The organism is Hymenobacter terrigena, assembly GCF_054776515.1.
In genome coordinates, this window is sequence record NZ_BAAHBU010000002.1 from 990,883 (window position 1) to 1,013,635 (window position 22,753).

The 22,753-nt window shown below is 61.4% G+C and carries 21 protein-coding genes; 12 read left to right on the forward strand and 9 right to left on the reverse strand.

What is annotated here, in order from left to right:
- Positions 1–16: 16 nt before the first annotated feature.
- Complete coding sequence (locus ACYU7Q_RS11065) at positions 17–2,887, reverse strand: M4 family metallopeptidase (protein ID WP_460609480.1); 2,871 nt, start codon at positions 2,885–2,887, stop codon at positions 17–19.
- Between the two features lie 210 nt (positions 2,888–3,097).
- Positions 3,098–4,438 (reverse strand): zinc-binding metallopeptidase family protein, encoded by a 1,341-nt coding sequence (locus ACYU7Q_RS11070; protein WP_460609481.1) that lies wholly within the window; start codon positions 4,436–4,438, stop codon positions 3,098–3,100.
- A gap of 154 nt (positions 4,439–4,592) precedes the next feature.
- Here ACYU7Q_RS11070 and ACYU7Q_RS11075 point away from each other — a divergent pair, with 154 nt between their 5' ends.
- Positions 4,593–5,273, forward strand: a complete 681-nt coding sequence (locus ACYU7Q_RS11075; protein WP_460609482.1) for a phosphatase PAP2-related protein — start codon at positions 4,593–4,595, stop codon at positions 5,271–5,273.
- Between the two features lie 90 nt (positions 5,274–5,363).
- Here ACYU7Q_RS11075 and ACYU7Q_RS11080 read toward each other — a convergent pair whose 3' ends face one another.
- Together ACYU7Q_RS11080 and ACYU7Q_RS11085 are read right to left on the reverse strand one after the other, a co-directional pair.
- On the reverse strand, positions 5,364–6,146 hold the full coding sequence (locus ACYU7Q_RS11080; RefSeq protein WP_460609483.1) for an SDR family NAD(P)-dependent oxidoreductase: 783 nt from the start codon (positions 6,144–6,146) through the stop codon (positions 5,364–5,366).
- Between the two features lie 83 nt (positions 6,147–6,229).
- The gene (locus ACYU7Q_RS11085) at positions 6,230–7,045 is read right to left on the reverse strand and encodes a phytanoyl-CoA dioxygenase family protein (protein ID WP_460609484.1); all 816 of its coding nucleotides are present in this window, start codon (positions 7,043–7,045) and stop codon (positions 6,230–6,232) included.
- Between the two features lie 375 nt (positions 7,046–7,420).
- On the opposite strand from ACYU7Q_RS11085, the gene ACYU7Q_RS11090 reads away from it, so the two are divergent.
- From ACYU7Q_RS11090 to ACYU7Q_RS11110, 5 genes are all read left to right on the forward strand, one after another.
- On the forward strand, positions 7,421–7,684 hold the full coding sequence (locus ACYU7Q_RS11090; protein WP_460609485.1) for a hypothetical protein: 264 nt from the start codon (positions 7,421–7,423) through the stop codon (positions 7,682–7,684).
- A 74-nt stretch (positions 7,685–7,758) separates the two neighbouring features.
- Positions 7,759–8,076 (forward strand): TonB family protein, encoded by a 318-nt coding sequence (locus ACYU7Q_RS11095; protein ID WP_460609486.1) that lies wholly within the window; start codon positions 7,759–7,761, stop codon positions 8,074–8,076.
- Between the two features lie 98 nt (positions 8,077–8,174).
- On the forward strand, positions 8,175–9,737 hold the full coding sequence (locus ACYU7Q_RS11100; RefSeq protein ID WP_460609487.1) for a hydroxymethylglutaryl-CoA reductase: 1,563 nt from the start codon (positions 8,175–8,177) through the stop codon (positions 9,735–9,737).
- 42 nt (positions 9,738–9,779) lie between these two features.
- Entirely contained in the window at positions 9,780–10,526 is a 747-nt protein-coding gene (locus ACYU7Q_RS11105) for a hypothetical protein (RefSeq protein WP_460609488.1), read from the forward strand.
- 156 nt (positions 10,527–10,682) lie between these two features.
- Positions 10,683–11,414 (forward strand): hypothetical protein, encoded by a 732-nt coding sequence (locus ACYU7Q_RS11110; RefSeq protein WP_460609489.1) that lies wholly within the window; start codon positions 10,683–10,685, stop codon positions 11,412–11,414.
- An 81-nt stretch (positions 11,415–11,495) separates the two neighbouring features.
- Here ACYU7Q_RS11110 and ACYU7Q_RS11115 read toward each other — a convergent pair whose 3' ends face one another.
- The 3 genes from ACYU7Q_RS11115 to ACYU7Q_RS11125 all read right to left on the reverse strand — a co-directional run bounded on the left by ACYU7Q_RS11115 (position 11,496) and on the right by ACYU7Q_RS11125 (position 15,100).
- Entirely contained in the window at positions 11,496–12,035 is a 540-nt protein-coding gene (locus ACYU7Q_RS11115) for a hypothetical protein (RefSeq protein ID WP_460609490.1), read from the reverse strand.
- A 104-nt stretch (positions 12,036–12,139) separates the two neighbouring features.
- On the reverse strand, positions 12,140–13,345 hold the full coding sequence (locus ACYU7Q_RS11120; protein ID WP_460609491.1) for a homogentisate 1,2-dioxygenase: 1,206 nt from the start codon (positions 13,343–13,345) through the stop codon (positions 12,140–12,142).
- Between the two features lie 81 nt (positions 13,346–13,426).
- Complete coding sequence (locus ACYU7Q_RS11125) at positions 13,427–15,100, reverse strand: S41 family peptidase (RefSeq protein ID WP_460609492.1); 1,674 nt, start codon at positions 15,098–15,100, stop codon at positions 13,427–13,429.
- Between the two features lie 431 nt (positions 15,101–15,531).
- Between ACYU7Q_RS11125 and ruvX the strand changes: the two genes are divergently transcribed.
- The 3 genes from ruvX (at position 15,532) to ACYU7Q_RS11140 (ending at position 17,782) form a co-directional block, all read left to right on the forward strand.
- Positions 15,532–15,957 (forward strand): RuvX/YqgF family protein, encoded by a 426-nt coding sequence (gene ruvX, locus ACYU7Q_RS11130; RefSeq protein ID WP_460609493.1) that lies wholly within the window; start codon positions 15,532–15,534, stop codon positions 15,955–15,957.
- A 90-nt stretch (positions 15,958–16,047) separates the two neighbouring features.
- Positions 16,048–16,656: a peptide deformylase gene (def, locus tag ACYU7Q_RS11135; RefSeq protein ID WP_460609494.1), complete on the forward strand. Its 609-nt coding sequence runs from the start codon at positions 16,048–16,050 to the stop codon at positions 16,654–16,656.
- A 181-nt stretch (positions 16,657–16,837) separates the two neighbouring features.
- Entirely contained in the window at positions 16,838–17,782 is a 945-nt protein-coding gene (locus tag ACYU7Q_RS11140) for a zinc dependent phospholipase C family protein (RefSeq protein ID WP_460609495.1), read from the forward strand.
- A 37-nt stretch (positions 17,783–17,819) separates the two neighbouring features.
- Here ACYU7Q_RS11140 and ACYU7Q_RS11145 read toward each other — a convergent pair whose 3' ends face one another.
- Positions 17,820–18,734, reverse strand: a complete 915-nt coding sequence (locus ACYU7Q_RS11145; RefSeq protein WP_460609496.1) for an ion channel — start codon at positions 18,732–18,734, stop codon at positions 17,820–17,822.
- Positions 18,735–18,929: 195 nt separating this feature from the next.
- Here ACYU7Q_RS11145 and ACYU7Q_RS11150 point away from each other — a divergent pair, with 195 nt between their 5' ends.
- Positions 18,930–19,304 (forward strand): DMT family protein, encoded by a 375-nt coding sequence (locus ACYU7Q_RS11150; protein WP_342299975.1) that lies wholly within the window; start codon positions 18,930–18,932, stop codon positions 19,302–19,304.
- A 10-nt stretch (positions 19,305–19,314) separates the two neighbouring features.
- Here ACYU7Q_RS11150 and ACYU7Q_RS11155 read toward each other — a convergent pair whose 3' ends face one another.
- Positions 19,315–20,802, reverse strand: coding sequence for a hypothetical protein (locus tag ACYU7Q_RS11155; RefSeq protein WP_460609497.1), 1,488 nt, complete (start codon positions 20,800–20,802; stop codon positions 19,315–19,317).
- Positions 20,803–21,059: 257 nt separating this feature from the next.
- Between ACYU7Q_RS11155 and ACYU7Q_RS11160 the strand changes: the two genes are divergently transcribed.
- Positions 21,060–21,911 (forward strand): hypothetical protein, encoded by an 852-nt coding sequence (locus tag ACYU7Q_RS11160; protein WP_460609498.1) that lies wholly within the window; start codon positions 21,060–21,062, stop codon positions 21,909–21,911.
- A 136-nt stretch (positions 21,912–22,047) separates the two neighbouring features.
- Complete coding sequence (locus ACYU7Q_RS11165; protein WP_460609499.1) at positions 22,048–22,740, forward strand: response regulator transcription factor; 693 nt, start codon at positions 22,048–22,050, stop codon at positions 22,738–22,740.
- The last annotated feature ends 13 nt before the right edge of the window (positions 22,741–22,753 follow it).

Sequence of the window (22,753 nt, forward strand, 5' to 3'; positions counted from 1 at the left end):
TACCTCAGAAAGAAAACTACTCTTTCACAAAGCGCTGGTGGTACACTTGCTTGCCATCGCTCACGGTCAGGGTGTACATGCCGTGGGCCAGGCGGCCGATGCTCAGCACGCCGTTGTTCAGCGACAGGCCTTCGACGCGGGCACCGCGCACGTCGGTCACCATCACGCTCTTGATTTCGGCATTCTCCGGCAGCATCAGGTTCAGCACGTCGGTGGCCGGGTTGGGGTACACGGCAAGCAGCTTCGAGCCGTTGGCAACCGTGTTGCCCGTCAGAGCCGCAATGCCGGTACCGCCGGTGATGTTCACCGTGTAATCTTCGGTTTCGCCGTAGCTGTAAGTGCCGCAGCTGGTGGTAGCGCTGTTATCGCTCAGCACCACGCGCATCCGGGTAGCTCCGCTTTTAGCCGTGGTGGGCACCGTGAAGGACGCCGAACGGGTGGTTGCGGCCGTGCTGGCCGCGGCATTCACTACCAGCTCGCCGGCATCGGTGAACACGCCGTTCTGGTTGTAGTCGATGTACACTTTCACGTACTCCGAGTAGGCCGTGCCCGTGAAGCCGGCCGAGAAGTTGATGGTCTGGGCTGAGCCGGCTGCAACCGTGGTGCTCAGCGCCGTTCCATTGTAGTAGCCGGCATCAGCGCCCGAGGTGCGGTTGATGCTGCCGAGGTTCACGAGGTCGATGTACTCATAGGCCACGCTGGTGCCTTTGCTGGCGCAGTAGGTGGGCGTACCACCGCCACCGGCCGCCGTGATGTTCACCGTGTAGTCTTCGGTTTCGCCATAGCTGTAGCTGCCGCAGCTGGTGGTAGCGCTGTTATCACTCAGCACCACGCGCATCCGGGTGGTACCCACAGTAGCCGTAGCAGGCACCGTGAAGCTGCCAGTAGCGGCCGTAGCCGAAGAAACCGTGCCCGAGGCCACGTTCTCACCAGCATCGGTGAACACGCCGTTTTTGTTGTAGTCGATGTACACTTTCACGTACTCGGTGTAGGCGCTCGATACGAAGCCAGCCTTGTAGGTCACGGTCTGGGCCGAACCCTGGGCGATGCTCGTGGTCAGGGCCGTGCCGTCGTAGTAGCCACCATCAGCCCCCGAAGTGCGGTTGATGCTGCCGAGGGCAACCTGAGCGATGTACTCGTAAGCCACGCTGGCCCCCTGCGAAGTGCAGTAGGTGGTGCCGCCACTGCCGCCGCTGTAGGCTGCGCCGATGCCGACGGCATACCAGGCGTTGGTTACGGCTTGCGTCTGGGTCGAAGTAGCGCCGAACAGGTCGGTAGCGGCCTGGATGGAATAGGTGCGGGCGTTGGCGTAAGTCGAGCCGGCCGTCATGTACACGCTTTCCATGCGGAAGGTGATTTTAGCCGCGTCCGAGATGCCAATGGCGCCCACGTTGTAGGCAAAGCCTTTTTCGTTGGTGCCCGACTTGCCTACCGAAATCAGATAATACCAGTAGTTGAGGATGCCCGAGTTGGTGTGCACGCCGCCCTGGTCGTTGGCATTGGATGGCGACGAGGTAGTGGCCGCCCAATACGTGCCTTTGTAGTAAGCCGGCTGGCCGTAGAGGTTGGGGTTGCTCATGGAGCGCAGCGCACCGCCGGCTTTCATGATGTCTTCGCCAATGTCCCAGGTCGACTTGGTGAGGCCCAGGGCCGCCGTGGTGTATTGCTCGATGCTGGCGCCCCAGATGTCGGAGAGGCCTTCGTTCATCGCGCCCGACTCGTTGGCGTAGGTCAGGTTAGCCGTCTTTTCGCACACGGCGTGGCCGATTTCGTGGCCGCACACGTCCAGCGCCGTCAGGGGCTTGAAGGTGCTGGCACCGTCGCCGTAGGTCATTTCCACGCCATCCCAGTAGGCATTCTCGTAGCCCACGCCGTCGCCGGGCGTGTCGTCGAAGTGCACGTAGCTCTTGATTTTGGCCCCGGCGTTGTCGTAGCTGTTGCGGCCGAACACGTTTTTCCAGTAGTCGTAAGTGGCCTGCGCGCCGAAGTGGGCATCGCCGGCCACGTTGTCGTAGTTGGCGTTGTTGTATTCGGCGGCCGTCCAGTTGTTGTCGGCGTCCACGAAATCGGTGGCGGCGGTGTAACTGTTGCTTTTCTTGCAGTTATAGGTTTCGATGCCCAGGCCGCGGGTGTACTCCTTCAGGTGCCAGCCGCCGGTGGTGGTTTCGTTGGCCAGCGAGCGGGTGCCGCTGTAGGCCGTGGCAAACGTGGCCGTGCCGGCCGTGTGTTTGATGATGTTGTCCTGCAACACCACCTGGCCGGTGCGCGCATCCACGTAGATGAACGCGCGGCTGATGGGCTGCGAGGCGTATACGTTGAATTTCCAGGCCAGCACGAGCGGGCCGGTTTCGGAACTCACGCGGGCATCGCGCACAATCACCAGCTCGCCCTTCGGCAAGAATGATTTTGCATCGGCTTCGTTGGACTGCCACTTGTACTGGCGCGCACCTACGTGCGCCATGGCGCGGTCCAAGGCCGCGCTTTCGCCCAGCGAAGGCGTGGTGTTCAGGCCCGAGATTTTCTCGAAATCACCGCTGATGCTTTCCACGGTGCCGGCTTTGGAGTGCACCGTATAGTCGGCGTGCTCCACGCGGATGCCCTGGTAATACTGGGCAAATTTCTGGTGAACGAACCCGAGCTGGTCGGTTTCGGCGGCGCGCTGCACCATCTGGTCGGCATTGGTGAGGGCCAGTTGCTGGCGCAGCACCTGGTCGCCGCTCATGCCCCGGGAGGCCATTTTGGCTTCGGCGCTGAGCTGTACCAGCACGGGCTGGTTGTCTTCGCCTAATACTTTGGATTGAACGCGGGCAGCGTCCTGGGCATTGGCCGTGGTGGCGACCAATCCGCCGAGCATCAGTAATGCAGCAGCTGAGTATTGTTTTCTCATGTAACTAAATAGGTTGTTGGTGGGACTCGAAGCCAGTGCAAATTTTAAATATTTTGCATCTAAGCAGCCGCAACGTAGTAACCTTTATCAGTTTTATGAGCTTTTTGCCATGAATCTGTCAATAATACCGAAATTTTGTACGTTTGATGAACATATCATGAAGAGGCAATTGCATTTAATCAAATTGCAATATTTCTTTAACCTGAATAATTATTTGGATTGGTTTTTGCTAACAATTCCCGTGCTGAGGTAGTCGGCGGCCAGGGTGGCTAAGGTCTTCACGCCCAGCGTGAGGCCGCTTTCATCGATGCGAAAACCGGCCGTGTGGTGGTCGGCGGCGGTGGCGGGGTCCTGCCCTTTGGTCATGCCGCCCACGAAGAGGAACAGGCCGGGCACCTTCTCCTGGTAGAAGGAAAAATCCTCGGCCCCGGTCACGGCCTTTATCTCCCGAACGTGAGTCGCGCCGGCCGCCGCTTGCAGCGTGGGCAGCATCTGGGCCGTGAGGGTGGGGTCGTTGGTGGTCACGGGCACGTAGGGGTCGATGGTCACGTCGGCGGTGGCCCCGGCGCTCTCGGCAATGTTGGTGGCAATGCGGCGGATGCTGGCCCAGATTTGCTTTTGCACCTCGGGGTTCAGCGCCCGAATGGTGCCCGACATCTCCACATCGGGCGGAATGACGTTGTAGCGCACGCCGCCGTTGATGGTGCCCACCGTGACCACGGCCGCGTCGTCAATCAGCTTTACCTGCCGGCTCACGATGGTTTGCAGGCCCACGATAATCTGGGCGGCGGTTACCACCGGGTCCACGCTGTTCCACGGATAAGCGCCGTGTGAGCCTTTGCCGTGCACCTTGATGGTGAAGCGGTCGGAGCTGGCCATTTCGCCGCCGGGGCGATAGGCCAGATTGCCTACCTCGGTCTGAGCGTTGATGTGCACGCCAAACACAGCATCGACCTTGGGTTTGTCGAGCACGCCTTCCTTCACCATGAGCTTGGCCCCGCCTTCCACACCGGGCAGCGAGCCTTCCTCGGCGGGCTGGAAAATGAACTTGACGGTGCCGGGCAGGTCGGCTTTCACCTGGCTCAGCACCTCGGCTGCGCCCATGAGCATGGCCACGTGGGTGTCGTGGCCGCAGGCGTGCATCACGCCCACGGGCTGGCCCAGGTAGGTGGTTTTTACTTTGGAGGCAAAGGGCAGGTCGTTGTTTTCGGTGAGAGGCAGGCCGTCCATGTCGGCGCGCAGGGCTACCACGGGGCCGGGCTTGCCGCCGCGCAGCACGCCCACCACGCCGGTACGGCCCACCCCGGTTTGCACTTCCAGGCCCAGCTTGCGGAGGTGTGCGGCGATGATGCCAGCAGTGCGGGTTTCCTGGTTGCCGAGTTCGGGGTGCTCGTGGATGTCGCGCCGCCAGGCAATGACTTTGCTTTCTTCCTGGGTGGCGAGTTGGGCAATGCGGGCATCGAGGGCGGCATTCTGGGCGTGCGCGGCGGGTGCGGCGGCCAATGCCAGCACGATGCCGGCCGGCAGAGCAGAAAGTAAAAAGCGCGTCATAAAGTCGGGGGTGATGAATGAAAGCCAGACGGCACGTTTCGGCCGGTTGGCAATGTTACGTCGCCGTTGCCAACCAGCGCGCTACTGTTCAGGCTGGAACGTAATTTTGCGCGTTGGTTTATTGCCTTTCCGTTATCCAGACCAGTTATTTTTTGTGGCCACGATTCTGACTCCTTCTCCCCTGCCCCACCCCGTAGCAGACCAGCCCCGGCCTTCTCGCCGGCGCTCCTGGCCGGCGGCCTGGGCTTCGATGAGTTTCCGACTGCGGCTCGGCGCGGTGCTGCTAGGGTTGATGGGGCTGTTGCCGGTGGTGCCGGGCTTCTACCACTTCATTCAGGCACGCCCCGGCCAGCGGCTGGCCGACCCATTGCTGGAGCTGCTGCCAGTGCACGACGTTTCGGTGCTCACGTTCGCGCTCATCTACGGAGCCATTGCGGCCACGCTGGCCTACCTGCTGCCCCGGCCGCAACGGCTATTGCAGGCGCTCTGGGCCTATTATTTCCTGCAGCTCATGCGTATGGTCACGCTATGGCTGCTGCCCCTGGAGCCGCCCGCCACGCTGGTCGTCCTGCACGACCCGGTGATGGACCGCATTTTTGAAGTGACCACCCAGCCTATCGTGCGCGACCTATTTTTTTCGGGCCACACCGCCACCATGGTGCTTCTCACGCTGGCCGGCCGGGGCCGTAAATGGCGCTGGGTGCTGGGCCTGATGAGCGTGGCCGTGGGCCTGCTGGTACTAGTGCAGCGCGTGCATTACTCCTACGATGTGCTGGCCGCGCCGTTTTTTGCCTGGGCCGCCTACTGGCTGGCCGGGCGCGTGTGCCGGAAGTAATGTAGCGTGGACTCTGCGAGTCCGCGTATCGTTGATTCCTGTGGCCGGGATGTTCGTCCAAGCGCGGACTCGCAGAGTCCACGCTACAGCCTACAAGTACTTCTCGTAAATCCCAGCCGCAATCTTTTCCACGATGCCCTTGGGCACCACGCTGGTGAGGCCGGCCGATACCTTGTTGAGCACGCCGGGGATGATTTCGGCTTCGCCCGCCAGCAGGCCGGTTACGGCAGCCTGGGCCACGGCTTCGGGCGTCATCGAGACTTTATTGGCAGTGGCTTGCAGCTCGGCGCCCATGCCGGCGCGGTCGGCAAAGTTGGTGGTGGTAGCGCCGGGGCTCAGGCAAGTCACTGAGATATTACTGGTTTTCAACTCGTAGCGCAGCCCCCGGCTGAAGCTCAACAAAAACGCCTTGCTGGCGGCGTAGAGCGAGAGCGAGGGCACGGCCTGATAGGCGGCGGTGCTGGCCACGTTCAAAATGTAGGCTTTGGGGGCCTTGCGCAGGGCGGGCAGCAGGGCATGGGTGAGGGCCACGGGCAAATGCATGTTTAGCTGCATCATGTTCTGCTGCTCCGTCAGGCTGAGTTGCTCAAACCGCCCCCAGAGGCCATAGCCGGCGTTATTCACCAATATGGCCAGCTGCTCGGCTTGCTGAATGGCCCAGGCGGCCACGGTTTCGGCGGCGGCGGGGGCAGCCAGGTCGGTGGCCAGCACGTGGGCCTGGCGCTTGTGCCGGGTGCTGATTTCGAGGGCCAGATTGGTGAGCTGGTCTTCGGACCGCGCCACCAGCAGCAGGTCGTAGCCGCGTTGGGCCAGCAGAAGGGCAATGGCGCGGCCAATGCCGCGCGAAGCGCCGGTAACGAGGGCGTAGGCCATTGATTGACTGAGTGGTTGAGCGACTGAGTAAATGAGCCGAGATAAAAGCGGAATGGACTTCCACTCAGCCGCTCAGTCATTATTTATTTAACGAGATGCAAAAAGCGCAGGTAAAACGGCGTGGGGCTGTCCTCGCTCTTAGGCTGGTACTTGCCCGAAATAATAGGCACGTACATCACGCGGCGGCGGCTTTCCGCGCCCACCAGCGGCGACTGGGCCACGCGGTGCCACATGCGGCCGTCGTGCACGGTGAGGTCGCCGGGTTCGGTTTCGATGGCCACCTCGTTGGGGTCGTAGAACACGTCCTTGTAGTATTTCTTGCGAAACAGCATCTTGTGCAGGCCCTGGCGGTGGGTGCCGGGAATCACGCGCAGGCCGCCGTTGGTGGCCTTGGTGCCGTCGAGGTGCAGTCCTACGTTGAGCATAGGCCCGATGCGCTTGCCGTAGAACACGTCGCGCAGCGAGTCGGTGTGCCAGCCCATCTGACTGAATTCGGAGCCGGGCACGTTCACGTAGTGGTTCACCACGAGGCCATCTTTTTCATTCTCGCCCACCCGGCCGCCTTCGGCTTCGAGGAGCGGAAAAAGAGCTTTAAAACGCTCGTCCTGCAGCAATTCGTGCAGCACGGGGTGATGCTGGGAGGCAAAGGCGAAGCGCTGCACAATGCGCGAACCGTCGACGTCGTGGCCGTACTTAATGGGCACACCGTTCACTTTTTCTACGCCTTCGGCCAGCCATTTGGCTTGCACCTCCTCCGTCGCTTTGAGGATTTGCTGGACGTATTCGGGCGAGGCAAAGGGCCGGAAATGCAGAAAACCGTATTTGGTAAAAAAAGCTCGCTGCTCGGCGGTGAGGGTGCTGCCGAGCGTGAAGCGTGGATAGTCAGAGGATAGGGCCATAGCAGGAAATTGGCGGCCGCCGGGTATTCCCGGGCGACACACAAAGGTAATACGTCCGGCGTGGCCCCTGCCGGTTTTTGGGCGGAGGCATCCGGGCAGCACGGCGGCTATAACCGCGCCGCCGCACGGTAGTTTTGGGAAGGCAAATACGAAGTCTACGGGTGAATAGATGGTGAACTGCCGCTCCGGCGCGTACCCGCGCCAACGGCTATTACAGGGCAATACTTTAACGCTCAGCAGGTATTTCGGCGCTGGTCTCCGCGCCGGCTACCTGCCGCCGAATCTGTTTCGCACAAGAAAAGGGAAATAGGGCCGTTACATAAGCCGCGCTAACCACGAAAATTTCTATCTTTTCCCGCTTCTTTTCATCCAGTCATGCTTCTGCTGCCCACCTTCAATGCCGTTTTACAGCCTTGCACCGTCGGGCCGGCGGCTTTCCGCGCCCATGCGCAGGGGCATTTTTGCGACAGCTGCCAGCGCGTGGTGCAGGATTTCAGCCAATCGGAAAACCCCGTAGCCGACCTGGCCGCCGCCCGCACCGCCGCGCCCGATGGCCGGGTGTGCGGCAGCTTCCGGGCCACGCAGGTACAGCAGTCCCCGCCTACGCTGACGTGGTGCTGGTGGTGGGCCAGGGCCTAACGGCACGGGAGGCGCTGGCGCAGGTCCCTAAAACACCAAGTGCCCCGAAAGCAACTACAGTTTCTGATACTACGGTGTACACCTATGTAGAGCAGATGCCACAGCCACCGGGCGGAGGCGGTAATGCGGTCATTGTAGCCCTCATCCAGAAAGGTGTTCACCTTCCGCTGTTTCATGGACAATATCCGGAGCGAAGCCGAGTGATGGTTGAATTTACAGTGACGCAAACCGGGACTGTGCAAAACATTTGCATTCGCCAAAGCATCAACCACCAAGTCGATGCTGCTGTGGTGAAAGCGGTTCAGGACTTGCCTAATTTCACGCCCGCTCGCCAGTACGGCCAACCAGTTAGGGTAAAATACACTATGCCCATTACCTTTCACTGGCAATAATTGCGTGGCTTGCTTACGCATTCCGCCCAAAATTCCGCACCTTCACCCCCGCTCTGCGCCCCTCTTCCAATTCCCACTTCCTCCATTTCCTTCGCCCGATGGTTTTCACGCCCAGCCCCATGCTCCTCAAGCTGCTTTACACCCGCGGCAGCCTGCACAACCTGCCCGAAAACGCGGGCGTGGCCTTCAGCCTCAAAAACCGGCTCGATACCGTGAAGGTGACCGGTTTCAAGCAGGTGCAGGTGGGCGAGGTGGTGGTACCGGCCGATAAAATCCGGGTCGATTTGGGCAACGGCGAGCAGCGGGCTGCCACGGCCATCGATGCCGACGGGCAGGCCGTCGAACTGCCCGTGGGCCGCGCCATCACGGTGATGCTCGACGTGCCGCCCCTGCCGGAGGGCATCCACCCGGTGCAGATGTGGTTTTCGACCGATGCCTTCGGCGACTTGCACGTAGAGGTGGAAGACGCCATTGTGGGCGTAGCCAACTCCAAGCCCCGCATTCCGCGCTCCGAGGAAGACGACTATTCCGATGCCGCCATCGCCGCCCGCCAGCGCTTCGCCGAGCAGTTTTCGGGCAAAGAATTCAAGCACCTCAAGCACTATTCCTTCGATGCCCACCAGCTGCAGGGCAACTGCGAGCATTTCATGGGCGTGGCCCAGATTCCGGTGGGACTGGCCGGGCCGCTGACCGTGAACGGCGAGCACGCGCAGGGTGATTTCCTGATTCCGATGGCTACTACCGAGGGCACGCTGGTAGCCAGCTACAACCGTGGCATGCAGGTGCTGAACTTATGCGGCGGCGTGAAATGCACCGTCATCGGCGATGCCATGCAGCGGGCGCCGGTGTTCGTGTTTGATGATGCGCGCGGGGCGCGGGACTTCGGCAAATGGGTAGAAGACACCATTGACCAGATTCGGCCGCAGGCCGAAAGCACCTCCAGCGTGGCCAAGCTGCAGTACATCGACACGTATCTGAGCAACAAATTCGCCTACCTGCGCTTCAATTTCAGCACCGGCGACGCGGCCGGGCAGAACATGGTAGGCCGCGCCACCTTCGCCGCCTGCTCCTGGATTCTGGAGAACTACAAGGGCGCGAAAATCGAGCACTTCTACCTCGAATCGAACTTCGCCACCGACAAAAAAGCCTCCCAAATCAACGTGATGCGTACGCGGGGCAAGCGCGTAGTGGCCGAAGCCGTGATAAAGCGCGATATTCTGATGCAGCGCATGCGCGTGACGCCCGAGCAACTGGCCTACCACGGGCAGGTGAGCAATGTGGGCGCATTCATTTCGGGGGCTAATAACAACGGCGCGCACTCGGCCAACGGCATCACGGCCATGTTCATCGCCACGGGCCAGGACGTGGCCAACGTGAGCGAATCCTCGGCTGGCATCCTGTATTCCGAAGTGAACAAGGACGGGGATTTGTACATCAGCATCACCATTCCTTCGCTGATTGTGGCCACCCACGGCGGCGGCACCGGCCTGGCCACCCAAAACGAGTGCCTGCAAATGCTGGGCTGCGTGGGCCGGGGCACGGTGCGCAAATTTGCCGAAATAGTGGCTGGCGTGGTGCTGGCCGGCGAGCTGAGCCTGGGTGCCGCTATTTCGAGCTCCGACTGGGTGAGCAGCCACGAACAATACGGCCGCAACCGCTAAACGCGACGGGCTTAGCCCATTTTCTACCTTTCCAATTTCTCCATGACTACTACCCAAAAAACGGGAGTGGGCCTGCTACTGGCCTTCCTGCTGCTGGCCTCATCCGCCCACGCCCAAACCCAGCGCGACCTCACCGAAATCGGCATGGACCTCTACCAGCGGGCCAATGCGCCCGATGCCCTGGCTCGCATGCGCAAAGATTTGGTGAATGCTCCGGAGGCCTACCTCATCCGCGTGGACCAGCCGGGCACGCTAGTCCTGCTTGACAAGCGCCGGGTGCGAGTGCCGGCCCTGAAATACAACGTGGCCCTGCGCCTGCTGGAAGTGCGCGACTCGACCGGCAGCCACGTGTGGCCGCCGGGCAGCCTGGACGGCTTCTACCTAGGGCGGGGCGGTGAGGCCCGGCACTTCCGCAGCAAGATGGTGCGCAACGGCAGCACCAAGCTCGACTTTGTGGAGGTGCTGACCCAGTCTGATAACAGCCCGTTGGTCTTGGCCCTGCAGCACAGCTACCACCACGAAGATGCCCAGCTCGACCCCATTCTGCGCACCGAAACCCGACCGGAACGTACCGAAATCGGCCAGACGGTATTGGCTGGCACCGACTTGGTGGCCAAAGACCCGCTGCGGGCGATATCCCTCAACCGAAAGAGTGTGAGCGAGCTATTTGGCTCGCGTGCACCCGAAATAACTGCCTGGGCTGCCAATCAAGGCCTGAGTTACACCGACTTGGGCCAGGTGCTGCGCATGGTGGAATATTATAATCAGCTTTCCTTTAAGCAGCCTTGAGGCATATCATGTAGCGCGGACTACAAAGCCTGTGCTCCTCTGGATTTTAAATCCCAAGCTGGCACGGTGCTTGAAAACAAGGCCCATCAGTGCGCAACGACTCGATTATCGTATTTTTGACGCCCCTATATCGCCCACCATTTTTTAGTGACTTTAGTGAAACTCCACCACTACTTATTTACTATTTTTTTACTTGCTGGTGCACAGCAGGCCAATGCCCAAGCCGCTAAGGAACAAGCTGAAGCCCGCGCCATCTACGCCCAAAGCAACCGCAACCCCACCGCCGCCACCCTGCGAGCCGGCCTGAAGAGCCAAACCACCGGCTTCCTCGGCGATGGCACCTTTAAGGTGGGCGCCCTGCGCACCTTCGACGGCCGCTACCGGCCCGTGCCGGGCCTGCGCTTCCACGCCGGCATGCGCCTACTCGAAGCCCAGGATTCTATTAACACCGATTCGACGCACCTGTGGCCCGTAGGCAGCCTGCGTGGCTTCGACATTGGCGAAATGGGCGGCACCGGGGCCGATGCCCTGCGCCGCTTCCGCCCCCGCCTGGTGAAAGAAGGCAGCGCCGGCACCCGCCGCGAATTCGTGGAAGTGCTCACGGCCGTGGATGCCGGCCCGCTGCTGCTCGCCCGCCTCTACTCCTCAGGAGCCGATGCCACGGCCGGCCGCCTTTCTATGGCCCCCCTGCTGCTGGTCGGCGTCGGCAACGAGCCCACCGAACCCCTGCACCCCATTACCCTCAACCAGGCCGATGTGCTGCGCCTGTTTGGCAAGCGCGAGAACGAAATCAGCACCTTTGCCAACGCCCAGCACCTGCAATACGACCAGCCCGCCGACGTGGCCAAATTGATTGACCACTACAATCGCGTGGCGGTAGTGAAGTAGCGGGCTTCGACTCACGTTAGAACATGAAAAAAAAAGCCCTTTCTGCGCGTGCGGAAAGGGCTTTTTTGATTTTGCGTGCAGCTACAGTGGGTCGGCCGTTACCTTAAAGCGCGTGTCCGAACGGATGGTGAGGGAATCCATAATAAAGTAATTCGGCCGCTGCCGGCTGTACACCGTCAGCTCGTACGTATCCGCCTTCAGGTAGTCATCGAGGCGGTCGGTGGTTGGAATGAGCATCAGCGTTTTGGCACCCTTGGGCGGATTGTAGAGATGCGCGAGCAAAACCCGATTATTAACCTTGGGCGTATTGATGTAAACCCGCAGGGTATCGAGGAAGTCGAAGTTGAGCGCGGCCGGGCTAACCAGGGTAAGCTGCATCTGGTCGAGCAGCACGTTTTTGACCTTGTCGCGGGTGGTCTTGTTGTTGCGAAACGAGGTTTCCGAATTCGTGATGATGGATACCGGCCGGGGCAGGCCCGTGTAGAAAATGCTGGGCGGGGGGATTCGGGAGTTCTGCGACACATCCACGGTAAACGTCAGGAGCTGGTCAAGCAAGTTCTTTTTGCAACCGAACACCGTCAGCAGCATCAGTACGGGGGCGAGGAAAAGTAGCTTCTTCATAGATTGTCGGGCTATTGATGAGTAGGGCTCGGTATACGTAACCGGGTCGCTAAAGAGTCCGGGGGCAACCGCTACGGTAGTTCTTCAAAGTTACAACCAGCGACCTAATCCATCATATCCGCCGATTTGGGCGGGTCGGGCACGAAGCCCGGGTTCCAACTCATGGGGTAGCGGCCGTCCACGTAGGGCAGGGCCGTTTCGGTGAGGTAGAGCGGGCGGAAGGTGTCGAGCATCACCGCCAGCTCGTGGGTTTCTTTTTTGCCAATGCTGGCCTCCACGGTGCCGGGGTGCGGGCCATGCGGCAGGCCGGTAGGGTGCCAGGTGAAGGACGCCAAATCAACCCCCTTACGCGACATGAAATTGCCGGCCACGTAGTACAGCACCTCATCGGAATCGACGTTGGAGTGGTTATAAGGCGCGGGGATGCTGAGCGGGTGGTAATCGAACAACCGCGGCACGAAGGAGCAGATGACGTAGTTGTGCCCCTCAAACGTCTGGTGCACGGGCGGCGGCTGGTGCAGGCGGCCAGTTATCGGCTCAAAATCGTGAATGCTGAAGGCGTAGGGGTAGAAATAGCCGTCCCAGCCCACCACGTCGAACGGCGAGTGCGCGTAGGTCAGCTCGTGCAGCATGCCTTCTTTTTTGGTGTGTATCACGTAGTCGCCTTCGGGATACTCCTCCGTGATGAGTTCCGATGGCGGGCGCATGTCCCGCTCGCAGTAGGGCGAGTGTTCCAACAGCTGGCCGAAGTGGTTGCGGTAGCGCCGCACCGTTTCCACCGGGCTGAACGACTCGATAATCATCAGCCGCACCGGGCCTTCTTCGAAATGCAATTGGTGGATGACGGTGCGTGGCACCACCACATAGTCGCCTGGCTCGAAGGCTACTTTGCCCATCTGACTCCACAGTTCGCCCCGGCCTTCGTGCACAAAAATCACCTCGTCGGCCTGGGCATTTTTGTAGTAATAGTCCATCCGCTTGGCCGTGGGATTGCAGATGCTCATGGTCACGTCGGCATTGCCGAGGAGCGTTTGGCGGGCGGCCAGGTAGTCGCCGCCGGTGCTGGTCTGGGCCAGCGTGCGCAGGTGCTCGGGCTGGAGCGGCCGGTCCTTAATGAACTTCGGGGCGAAGGGCTTGGGCGTGCCCACATGCTTTATCTGGGTGGGCGGGTGCACGTGGTAAAGCAGCGACGACACGCCGTGAAAACCGAGCGTGCCCACCAGCTGCTCCGAATACAGGGAGCCATCGGGCTGGCGAAACTGGGTGTGCCGCTTGCGCGGAATCTGGCCGAGGCGGTGGTAATGCGACATAAAATCAGGGGTGGGATTGGAGCCGTGAAGTTACGGATTGCCGCGCTCCGCTCCACTCCACTCGCAATAACAGCCTCTCCCCTATTTCCCCAGCAGCGCCAGCTGCGCGGTGCTGTCGCTCACCACGTGCAGGGCGCGCTGCAATTCGGCATCCTGCTCGCGGAGCACGGTATAATAGGCCACGGTGCCGTAGGCGCTGCGGGCAATGTAGGCTTTGAGCTGGTTGCGCAGCAGCGGCGCGCAGCGGCGCACGGCGGCAGCGTCGGCCGTCACACCGTCCTGGGCGGCCTGGGTGGTCAGGCTCATCAGCTGCGTATCCGAAATGCGAAAGGTGGCGTTGAACTGCTCGAAGCGCAGGCCTTCCAGCTCGGCTTTGTGGCTCTGGTAGAAGTTCAGGGCGAAGGCGCGGGCCACACCGTGGCTTAGCAGCTTGGTGAAATAGAGCGAATGGGCCACCGAATCGCGCGGCACGAACACATCGGGCATGATGCCGCCGCCACCGTACACGGTGCGGCCGTGGTCGGTGCGGAAGCGCAGCTTGTTGGAAAAGTGGATGCTATCGGCCGATTGCAGCTCGCCGCGGGCCGAGCGGCCGCTCAGTTCAGCGCTGTATTCGGCGTAGTTGGCGCCGTAGGGTTTCTGAATGGAGCGGCCGGCGGGCGTGTAGTAGCGGGCAATGGTGAGGCGCAGCTCGCCCCCGTCGCTTAGGGAAATGGGCTGCTGCACGAGGCCTTTGCCAAAGGTGCGACGGCCCACCAGCGTAGCGCGGTCGTGGTCCTGTAACGCGCCGGCCACCACCTCGGCCGCCGAAGCGCTACCCTCGTCCACGAGCACCACCAAGGAGCCTTCCTCAAATTCGCCGGCTACTTTGGCATAGGTCTGCGAGTCGTATTGCTCGCCCTTGCCGTCGGTGTACACGATTTTGCGCGAGCCGCCAATAAACTCATCGGCCAGCCGGGTGGCCCGGTCGAGGTAGCCGCCGGGGTTGCCACGCAGGTCCAGCACGAGGCGGGTGAGGCCCTGCCGGCGCAGGTCGGCCAGCGCCGCCTTGAACTCGTCGTAAGTATTGGAAGCAAAGCGGCTTACCTTGATGTAGCCGGTCTGGTCATCCACCAAATATGCAGCGTCAATGGAGCTATTCGGAATGCGGCTGCGGGCTATGCTAAGGCGCAGGGGCTGGCCCTGGTGCCGGCGGCGCAGCTCGATGGCCACGCTGCTGCCCCGGGGGCCGCGCAACAGCTGCGAAAGCTGCCCGGACGTGAGGTGAGCGCCCGATACGCGCTTGCCGCCGATGCTCAGAATCTGGTCGCCGGGCTGCACGCCGGCCTGCTCAGCCGGGCCGCCGCTGAGCGGGGCCACCACCGTCACGGTATCGCGGAAGGTGTTGAATTCGACGCCGATGCCATCGTAGTCGCTTTGCAGGAAGGAATCGGTTTTTTCGCGGTCGCGGGCCGGGATGTAGACGGAGTGCGGGTCGAGTTTTTCCAGCATCTGGGCCACGGCGTAGTCGGCCAGGCCTTCGGTGTCCACGGAGTCGGCGTAGTCGCGGTCCACGTAGCTCAGGATTTCCTTGAAGCGCAGGTAGCCCCGGGCCGTGGCGTCGGGGTTTTCCGACGACGGCCGGAAGGGATTGTTGGCCACCAATACGCCGCAGCCCATAGCCAGCATTAACAATAAGCCTTGCCGCAGCCAGCCGCGCCGCCGCAAGCCGACGGGCACACCAGTTGCCCGGTTAGCAGGGATAGAAGTGGGCATAAGCGGTAAGTGTAGAGGTAATAATCAATAGGATAATATTAAATAGGATTCAAAACTATTGAAATTTTCCCAGTTTCAAGAGCGGAAAGGTAGTCATTTCTTTATTTCCTAAATTTATGCAATAATTTACAATAAAAGGGCAAAATATCGGCATTTTTATCGGCAAATTACAATTCAATCTTCTCGGATAAGTCGTTTTAAAGCGGCTGCAATTTATAATTTTACCTATAAGTTTTCGGGCACCTTTCGCTCAGCCCTGGTCTTTGCCCGTTGGATGGGGCTTTTTCCGGTGCGAGCGCAGCCACCGTCAGAACTCGGAGCAAATACGGCTGGGGTTGCCCGGCGGATTGGGAGCTTTCAGCCCGCCGTATCTTTGTACCCGGCCGCACCGGCTGGCTCTTTTCACTTCTTTCGTTTTACCCCGCCACCACATGGGTCGCATCCTCGCCATCGACTACGGAAATAAGCGCGTGGGCCTGGCCGTGACCGACCCGCTGTGCATGATTGCCTCGCCGCTGGAAACCATTCACAGCAAGGATTTGCTAGCTTATGTAAAGTCTTACCACCAGCGCGAGCCCCTGCGGGCCGTGGTGGTGGGCATGCCGCGCACGCTGCTCAACGAGCCAACCGACGTGACGAGCGCCGTGGTGGGCCTGCTGCGCACGCTGCGCCGTGAGCTGCCCGAATTGCCCGTTCACGAGCTCGATGAGCGGTTTACCTCGCGCATGGCCCACGCCACCATGCTGGCCGGCGGCCTGGGCCAGAAGGCTCGGCGTGACAAAGCGACGGTGGACCGCATCAGCGCCACCATTATTCTGCAATCATTTCTCGAATCGCCGCTCATGCGGGAAGTCTGAATCAATGATTAATGGTTAATGATGAATGATAAATCACCAAGACAGAGTTTTCATTAACCATTGACCGCTAATCATTAACCATTAAAAAAGATGATTTACTCCATTGTTGCCATCGGCGACCCCGTTCTCAAGACCAAAGCCAAAAGCATTGCCGCCGACCTGCCCGCCGCCGAACTGAAGCAGCTGATTGCCGACATGTATGAAACCATGTATTCGGCCAATGGCGTGGGCCTGGCGGCCCCCCAGGTGGGCAAAGGCGTGCGGCTGTTTGTGATGGATTCCGGCCCGATGGTGGAGCTGGACGAGGAAGACCTGGCCGAGTTGGAAGAGGGAGAAGTGCCCGAACCGGCCGTGAAGCGCGCCTTCATCAACCCGCAGATGGTGAGCGAAACCGGCGAGGAATGGGGCTTTGAGGAAGGCTGCCTGAGCATCCCGGGGGTGCGCGAGCTGGTGACGCGCCACGCCGATATCGTGCTGCGCTACGAGGACGAAAACCGCCAGGTGCACGAAGAGGCTTTTTCAGGCATGGCCGCCCGTGTCATCCAGCACGAGTACGACCATTTGGAAGGTATCCTGTTCACTGATAAGCTCTCCGGCTTCAAAAAGCAGCTGTTGAAGGGCAAGCTGGCCCGCATCAGCAAGGGCGACGTACGGCACGACTACCGCATGAAATTCGTGGGCGAGGGCCGGCGGCGGTAGCAATCCAACAATTCTGTCATCCTGAGCGCAGCGAAGGACCTTATCACGCTGGAATGTTCTAGCGTGATAAGGTCCTTCGCTGCGCTCAGGATGACAGACAACTCTTTGCAGTGATTGATTCTCGGACTTGAATCGTACCTTGTTAGCCGTGAAAAAATACGGCTACCTGCTTCTGATTTGTTTGCCCTTACTTTTCGTTGCCCGTCAGGCACAGGCGTGGGGGTTTTTCGGCCATCGCCTGCTAAACCGGCTGGCGGTGTACACGTTGCCCCCGGGCATGATTGGCTTTTATAAGGCCAACATTGATTACCTGACGGTGAACGCCACGCGGCCCGATTCGCGGCGCACCGTGGTGCCGGGCGAGGCCCCCAAGCATTTCCTCGACGTGGACCGCTACGGCGACAGTGCCGAGTTTAAGCTGCCCCGCAAGTACGCCGACGCCGTGGCCCGCTACGGCGAGGACTCGTTGCTGCGCCACGGCATTGTGCCCTGGAACGTGGTGAGCATGAAAAACCAGCTCACCGCCGCCTTCAAGGCCAAGGACACGGACCGCATTCTGAGCCTTTCGGCCGACCTGGGGCACTACGTGGCCGATGCCTGCGTGCCGCTGCACACGACCCGCAACTACAACGGCCAGCTCACGGGCCAGCGCGGCATCCACGGGCTGTGGGAATCGCGCCTGCCCGAGTTGCTGAGCGCCGATTACGACCTGTTCAGCGGCAAGGCCGAGTATTTGGAGCGGCCCAGCGACGCGATTTGGTCGGCCGTTATCCGCTCGCACGCGGCGGTGGATTCGGTGCTGCGCTTCGAGAAACAGCTCACGGCCGAGTATCAGGAAGACCAGAAATACGGCTACGAGCAGCGCGGCAGCCAGACGGTGCGGGCGTACTCGCGCGATTTCAGCAAGGCTTACCACGCCCGGCTCAATGGCCAGGTGGAGCGCCAGCTACGCTACGCTTCGGCCCTTATCGGTGATTTCTGGTTTACCTGCTGGGTCGACGGCGGCTCGCCCGACCTGCGCCAGCTGCAATACACCCCCTCGGCCAAAGAGCAGCAGCGGCTGGAGTTGGAAGCCAAGCAAACGGCCGGCGCACCGGCCACAACCGCACCCGGACACGACGAGTAACGCCCGTTCTCTTGAGCGCAGCGAAGGGGCACAGCTTTTAACCATCCAACGCCTCCGTCATGTGCACCATATCCAAATCGACCACGGCGATACCATCTTCGCCTACTTCGTAGGCGCGGATGAAGCGGCGGTGCCATTCAATCTCGTCGTGGGTGTAGGAGTTGCGGGCGTGCACGTCCTGGGCGAAGGTGTCGTCGTAGGCCTTCAACTGGATAATGATTTCGACATCGAGGCGCTCATAATCAGCGGGCAACAGATTATAAAGCGGGCTTTGGGGGGTGATGTCGTGCACGATGGTCCAACTCAGGGGAAAGAAGCTGATGGCGTCGCGCTCAAGCGGCAGCAGGGCGTAGGTCTGGTCGTTGGTGGCGGGGTTCACGGTCTTGAGCAGCACGCGGGCCTGCAGGTCGATGAGGATGTTGTTGCGCTGGTTGGCGATGCGGAACTGCAGGCAGGGCGTGCCATCGGGCCGGCGGCTGATGATGGCCGTGCGGCTGAAATGAATGCGCGCCGTGGGCCGCGAAAACCGCCCGTATAGCAAGCCCGTGGCCAGGGCGAACGTGAGCACGCCCACCAGCGCCTCCACGCTGCTGAGGAAACCGGTGGCGTTGGTGCCCGGGTACACGTGCCCGTAGCCAACGGAAGTGAAGGTTTGGATGGAGAAAAACAGGGCGCTTAGAAAATCCTGCACGCCGCCCCGCGGGGCGGCCACGCCGGGCAGGTCTTCGAGGCCCAGGCCCATAAAAGCAAGGGCAAAGGCCACGTTCAGCACCGTAAAAAACACGACAACCAGGCCGATAAACGGATACCAATCCATCTGAATGAGCCACTGGTACGGGTCGTGGCGGTGCGGGCCCCCACGCCGGCGCACGTTGAACGAGCCGTCGTGGTTGATGGCCCGCTTGGTGCGGCGCGAGAATTTTTCGCCGATGCCGGGGTCTAGCGTGGGCATGAGGTGGAGTGGGAAATTGGTGAATTCGTGGACTAGCCGAATGTTGGCGGAGCCAGCCAACCCGCAAGCCGACACAAAACAATCATCCGCACCGCAATAGTAAAGCTGAACCATTGGACGGGTTGCGTAGTAGAGATGCCGGCCTGCAACGTATTAGCCCAAGCCAGTCGAATCACCAGTTCATCAATTCACTTCATGAAAGGCGTTTATTCCCTCCTGCTGCTCACCATCTCTAACCTGTTTATGACGTTTGCCTGGTACGGGCACCTGCACTTGTTCAAGAAAATGGCTTGGTTTGCCAAACTGGGCCTGTTTGGCGTCATCATGGTGAGCTGGGGACTGGCCCTGTTCGAGTACGTATTTCAGGTGCCGGCCAACCGGCTGGGGTTCGAGGAAAACGGCGGGCCGTTCAGCTTATTCCAGCTCAAGGTGATTCAGGAGGTGATTACGCTCACGGTATTCACGCTGTGCGCGGTATTCGTGTTCAAAACCGACAAGCTGGGCTGGAACCACGTAGTAGGCTTCATCCTGCTGGTGGCGGCCGTGTATGTTATTTTCAAAAAGTGGTAAGCCGATAGCGCTATTCGGCTTTTAGCACCCGCAGCACCTCTGTGCGGCCTTCTTCGGCAAACCGCAAGTGCAGGCTGTACACGCCCACGGGCAGCCCGGCGGTGGGCAGGATGAGCTGCCGTGCCCCCGCCGGCTGCGATGTGGCGGCCATTTCCCGCACCTGGCGGCCCAGGGCATCGTGCAGCGTCAGGCCCACCGACTGCGGGCGGGCCAAGCTGAAAGCCACCTGGATTTCGGCGCCGAACGGGTTGGGGAAAGCGGCCGTGGTGCTGGCCGGGCGGCTGGCGCGCACGGGCAGCAGCTGCGCGAAAGTGGTAAGCTGGCCCCAGGTTTCGGTGCCCTTGCGGTAGCCGAGCAGCTCGGTGGTTTCGGTGGTGAAGCTGGTGTATTCCTCCTGCGTGCGGCCCAGGCCGGCGGCCGTGAAGACGGCATAACCGGCATCGAGGTTGCTGGCATTGAGCAGCGAAGTGCTGTCGGCCGTAGCAATGCCGCACTGCATATAACCTGCGTGCTGCTGCACGAGCCGGCCGTTGTAGGCGCCGGTGCGCCAGGCGGGCAGGTGCACCAGCCCGGCCGTGCTGGTCGAAGTCGGGCGCTCCCAGAAGCCGGTAGGTTGGTCGAGATGGTCGGTGGTACGGGTAATGTGCAGCGCTTGCACTACGGGCGCACTCAGCACGGGCGCACCGGTGCAGTTGCGGGTGAGGGTGCGGCGTTGCAGCTGGTAGTCCAGCGCATCGCCGCTGGCACTGAGGGTACGGCTGATGATGCTGTCGCGCGTCCAGATTTGAGTCTGGCATACCACGCCCGGCCCCAGCGCGTACTGATTCACATTTTTGCGCAGGAATACATCGCCGGGCTGAAAGTCATACACCGCAAAGGCTCCCAGCTGATTTATGCCCAGCCCCAGTTCCGGCAGCGCGGTGAGGGTGAGCACGGCTTGCGGCAGTCGGGCATTGAGGTAGTGCCCCAGCGCCGGGCCATTCACCCAGCCCAGGCGCTTGCCGAGCGTTATCACGGCTCCATCCGATAGGGTGATGGTGGCCAGCGAATCGGCCTGCCCCAGCACCGTGCCCAGCGTGCGGGCCGTGACGCGGGCCGTGAGGCCGCCCGTAGTGGCCGCCCATGCCTGGTTCAGCACGGCGCGGGTGCGCAGCGTGAAGGTGCGGCCGTTAGCGGCCGTGAGGACGTACTCGGCCCCGGGCCGCTGCGTTAGCGAGGAGCCAAATAGGTTGTCGTTGCGCTGTGTGTAGTAGCCGCAATTGCCTTGCTGGGACAGGGCGCGGCCCCGGCTGGTACGCTTATCAAACAGAAACAAGGAATCTGCCCCCTGCGCCTGTCGGCTGGCCAAGCGCAGCAGGTGCGTGGTGTCGCCGGGCGTGGCGGCGGCGCTGAGCTGATAGGTAAGCCCGAAGCGAAACGGCCGATAAGCCTGCGCATGGGCAGTGGTGGCCCACAGGCCGGCGGCCAGCAGCAAAACCAGCGAGGAGAAGTGTTTCATGCGGTTGTGGAGTGAAGGAATGGAATAAATTTGGCCGAACGGGACGAGGTAGGCGGCTGGGGATAAATATATTGAAAGAAAAACATTAACCGGATTTTGGCCGAAAACGCTGCCGATTATTCACCTGAAGAAAAATTAATGTGACCTTAAGGCCGGCTTCAGGGCACGATGGAAATTTTGTATCGTCGGAAGAGCAACCGGAGCTCGCCGACGCTTACTGCCCAACTTTTCATCCTCCTGTCTTTTTCGTCAATCCCATGAACAAGCCCTTTTATTCGGTGGCCCTGCTGGCTGCCGCGCTGCTGGCCGGCACCATTCAGGCCGATGCCCAGACCGTCACCAAAGTCAAAACCAAAACGTCGAAATCGGCCAAAGCCACCACCGGCAACTTGGCCACTCCGCCCCCGCCGCCCGCTGAGGGCGAAGGCCCCGACGGCCCGGATGGCCCCCGCCCGCCCCGTGGCCCGCGTGGCGAGCACGGCGGCCCGCACGGAGAACACGGCCCCCAGGGCGGCCCCGGCCGGCGCGGCGGCCTGCAAACCATCACCGACGTGCGCGGCACGCTGAGCAGCTACGTGGCCCACAACGATGAGCAGGTGTACGATGCCTTCATTCTGCGCCCCGAAACCGGCGCGGTGGACACCGTGCGCTTCCCGCGCCATCTGGGCCAGCAGCTGCTGGCCGCCGCCAAACCCGGCAGCCCCGTGACGGTGAGCGGCGTGCGCCACACCGGCCCCGACGGCCGTAGCCACTTCCGCTTCGTGAGCCTCACCAGCGGCGGACAGACGATTAACGATGCGCCGCCCGTGCGCCCCACCACCCCGCCCACCCCGGAAACCACCACAGCCAAAGGCAGCATTAAAGAACTGCGGCGCGACCCCAAAGGCCACATCCGCGGCGTGGTGCTGAGCGACCAGACCGTGGTGCAGCTGCCACCCCACGCCCTGGAGCAGCTGAGCGACAAGCTGACCGTGGGCGCGACGCTGGAAGCCACCGGCAACCTGCGCACCGCTCAGCCCGGCGAAGCCCGCGTGGCCGGTACCACCGCCCCCCGCGTGGTGCACGCCCAAACGCTGGCCCTGGGTGGCGTGAAATACCTGGTGCGGTAGGTGGGTTAAAAAGTGTAAACGGCGCGGAGCAAAACTCCGCGCCGTTTTTTCGTAGCGTGAGCTCGGCGAGTCCGCGCATTTGCATAGTCATTCATCCAGGCGCGGACTCGCCGAGTTCACGCTACGTATTCCCCTCATGCGCATTCTCATCGTCGAAGACGAAGCCCGGCTGGCGGGCTTCATTCAGCAGGGCCTTACCCAGGCCGGGCACGTGGCCGACGTGGCCGCCACCGGCCCCGAAGGCCTGGAGCAAGCCGCCACCACGCCCTACGACGCCGTGCTGCTCGACCTGATGCTGCCCGGCCAGAGCGGCCTCGACGTGCTGCGCAACCTGCGCGAGTTCGGTATTCAGACGCCCGTGCTCATCCTCAGCGCCCTCACCGATACGCAGCACGTGGTGAAGGGCCTCGAAGCCGGGGCCGTGGACTACCTGCGCAAGCCGTTTGCGTTTGATGAGTTGCTGGCCCGCCTGCACATCATCGGCCGCAAAACCGCTGGTCCGGCCGGGGCCGACGCCCTGCGCCTAGCCGACCTCGTGCTGGACCCGCTGGGCCGGGTGGTGACACGGGCTGGCAAAACCCTCAGCCTGACCAACCGCGAGTTTGCGGTGCTGGAATTGCTGCTCCGCAACGCGGGCCGTGTGGTAAGCAAAACCCGCCTCGCTGAAAAGGTGTGGGACGTGGATTACGACATGGGCTCGAATGTGATTGAGGTACACATCTCGCAGCTGCGCCGCAAGCTCGACCGGGATTTTGCGCCCGCACCGGCCTTGCTGGAAACGGTGATTGGGCAGGGCTACCGGCTGCGCGAGCCGGGGGCGGCGGGGTAGTCTTGAGTGAAAG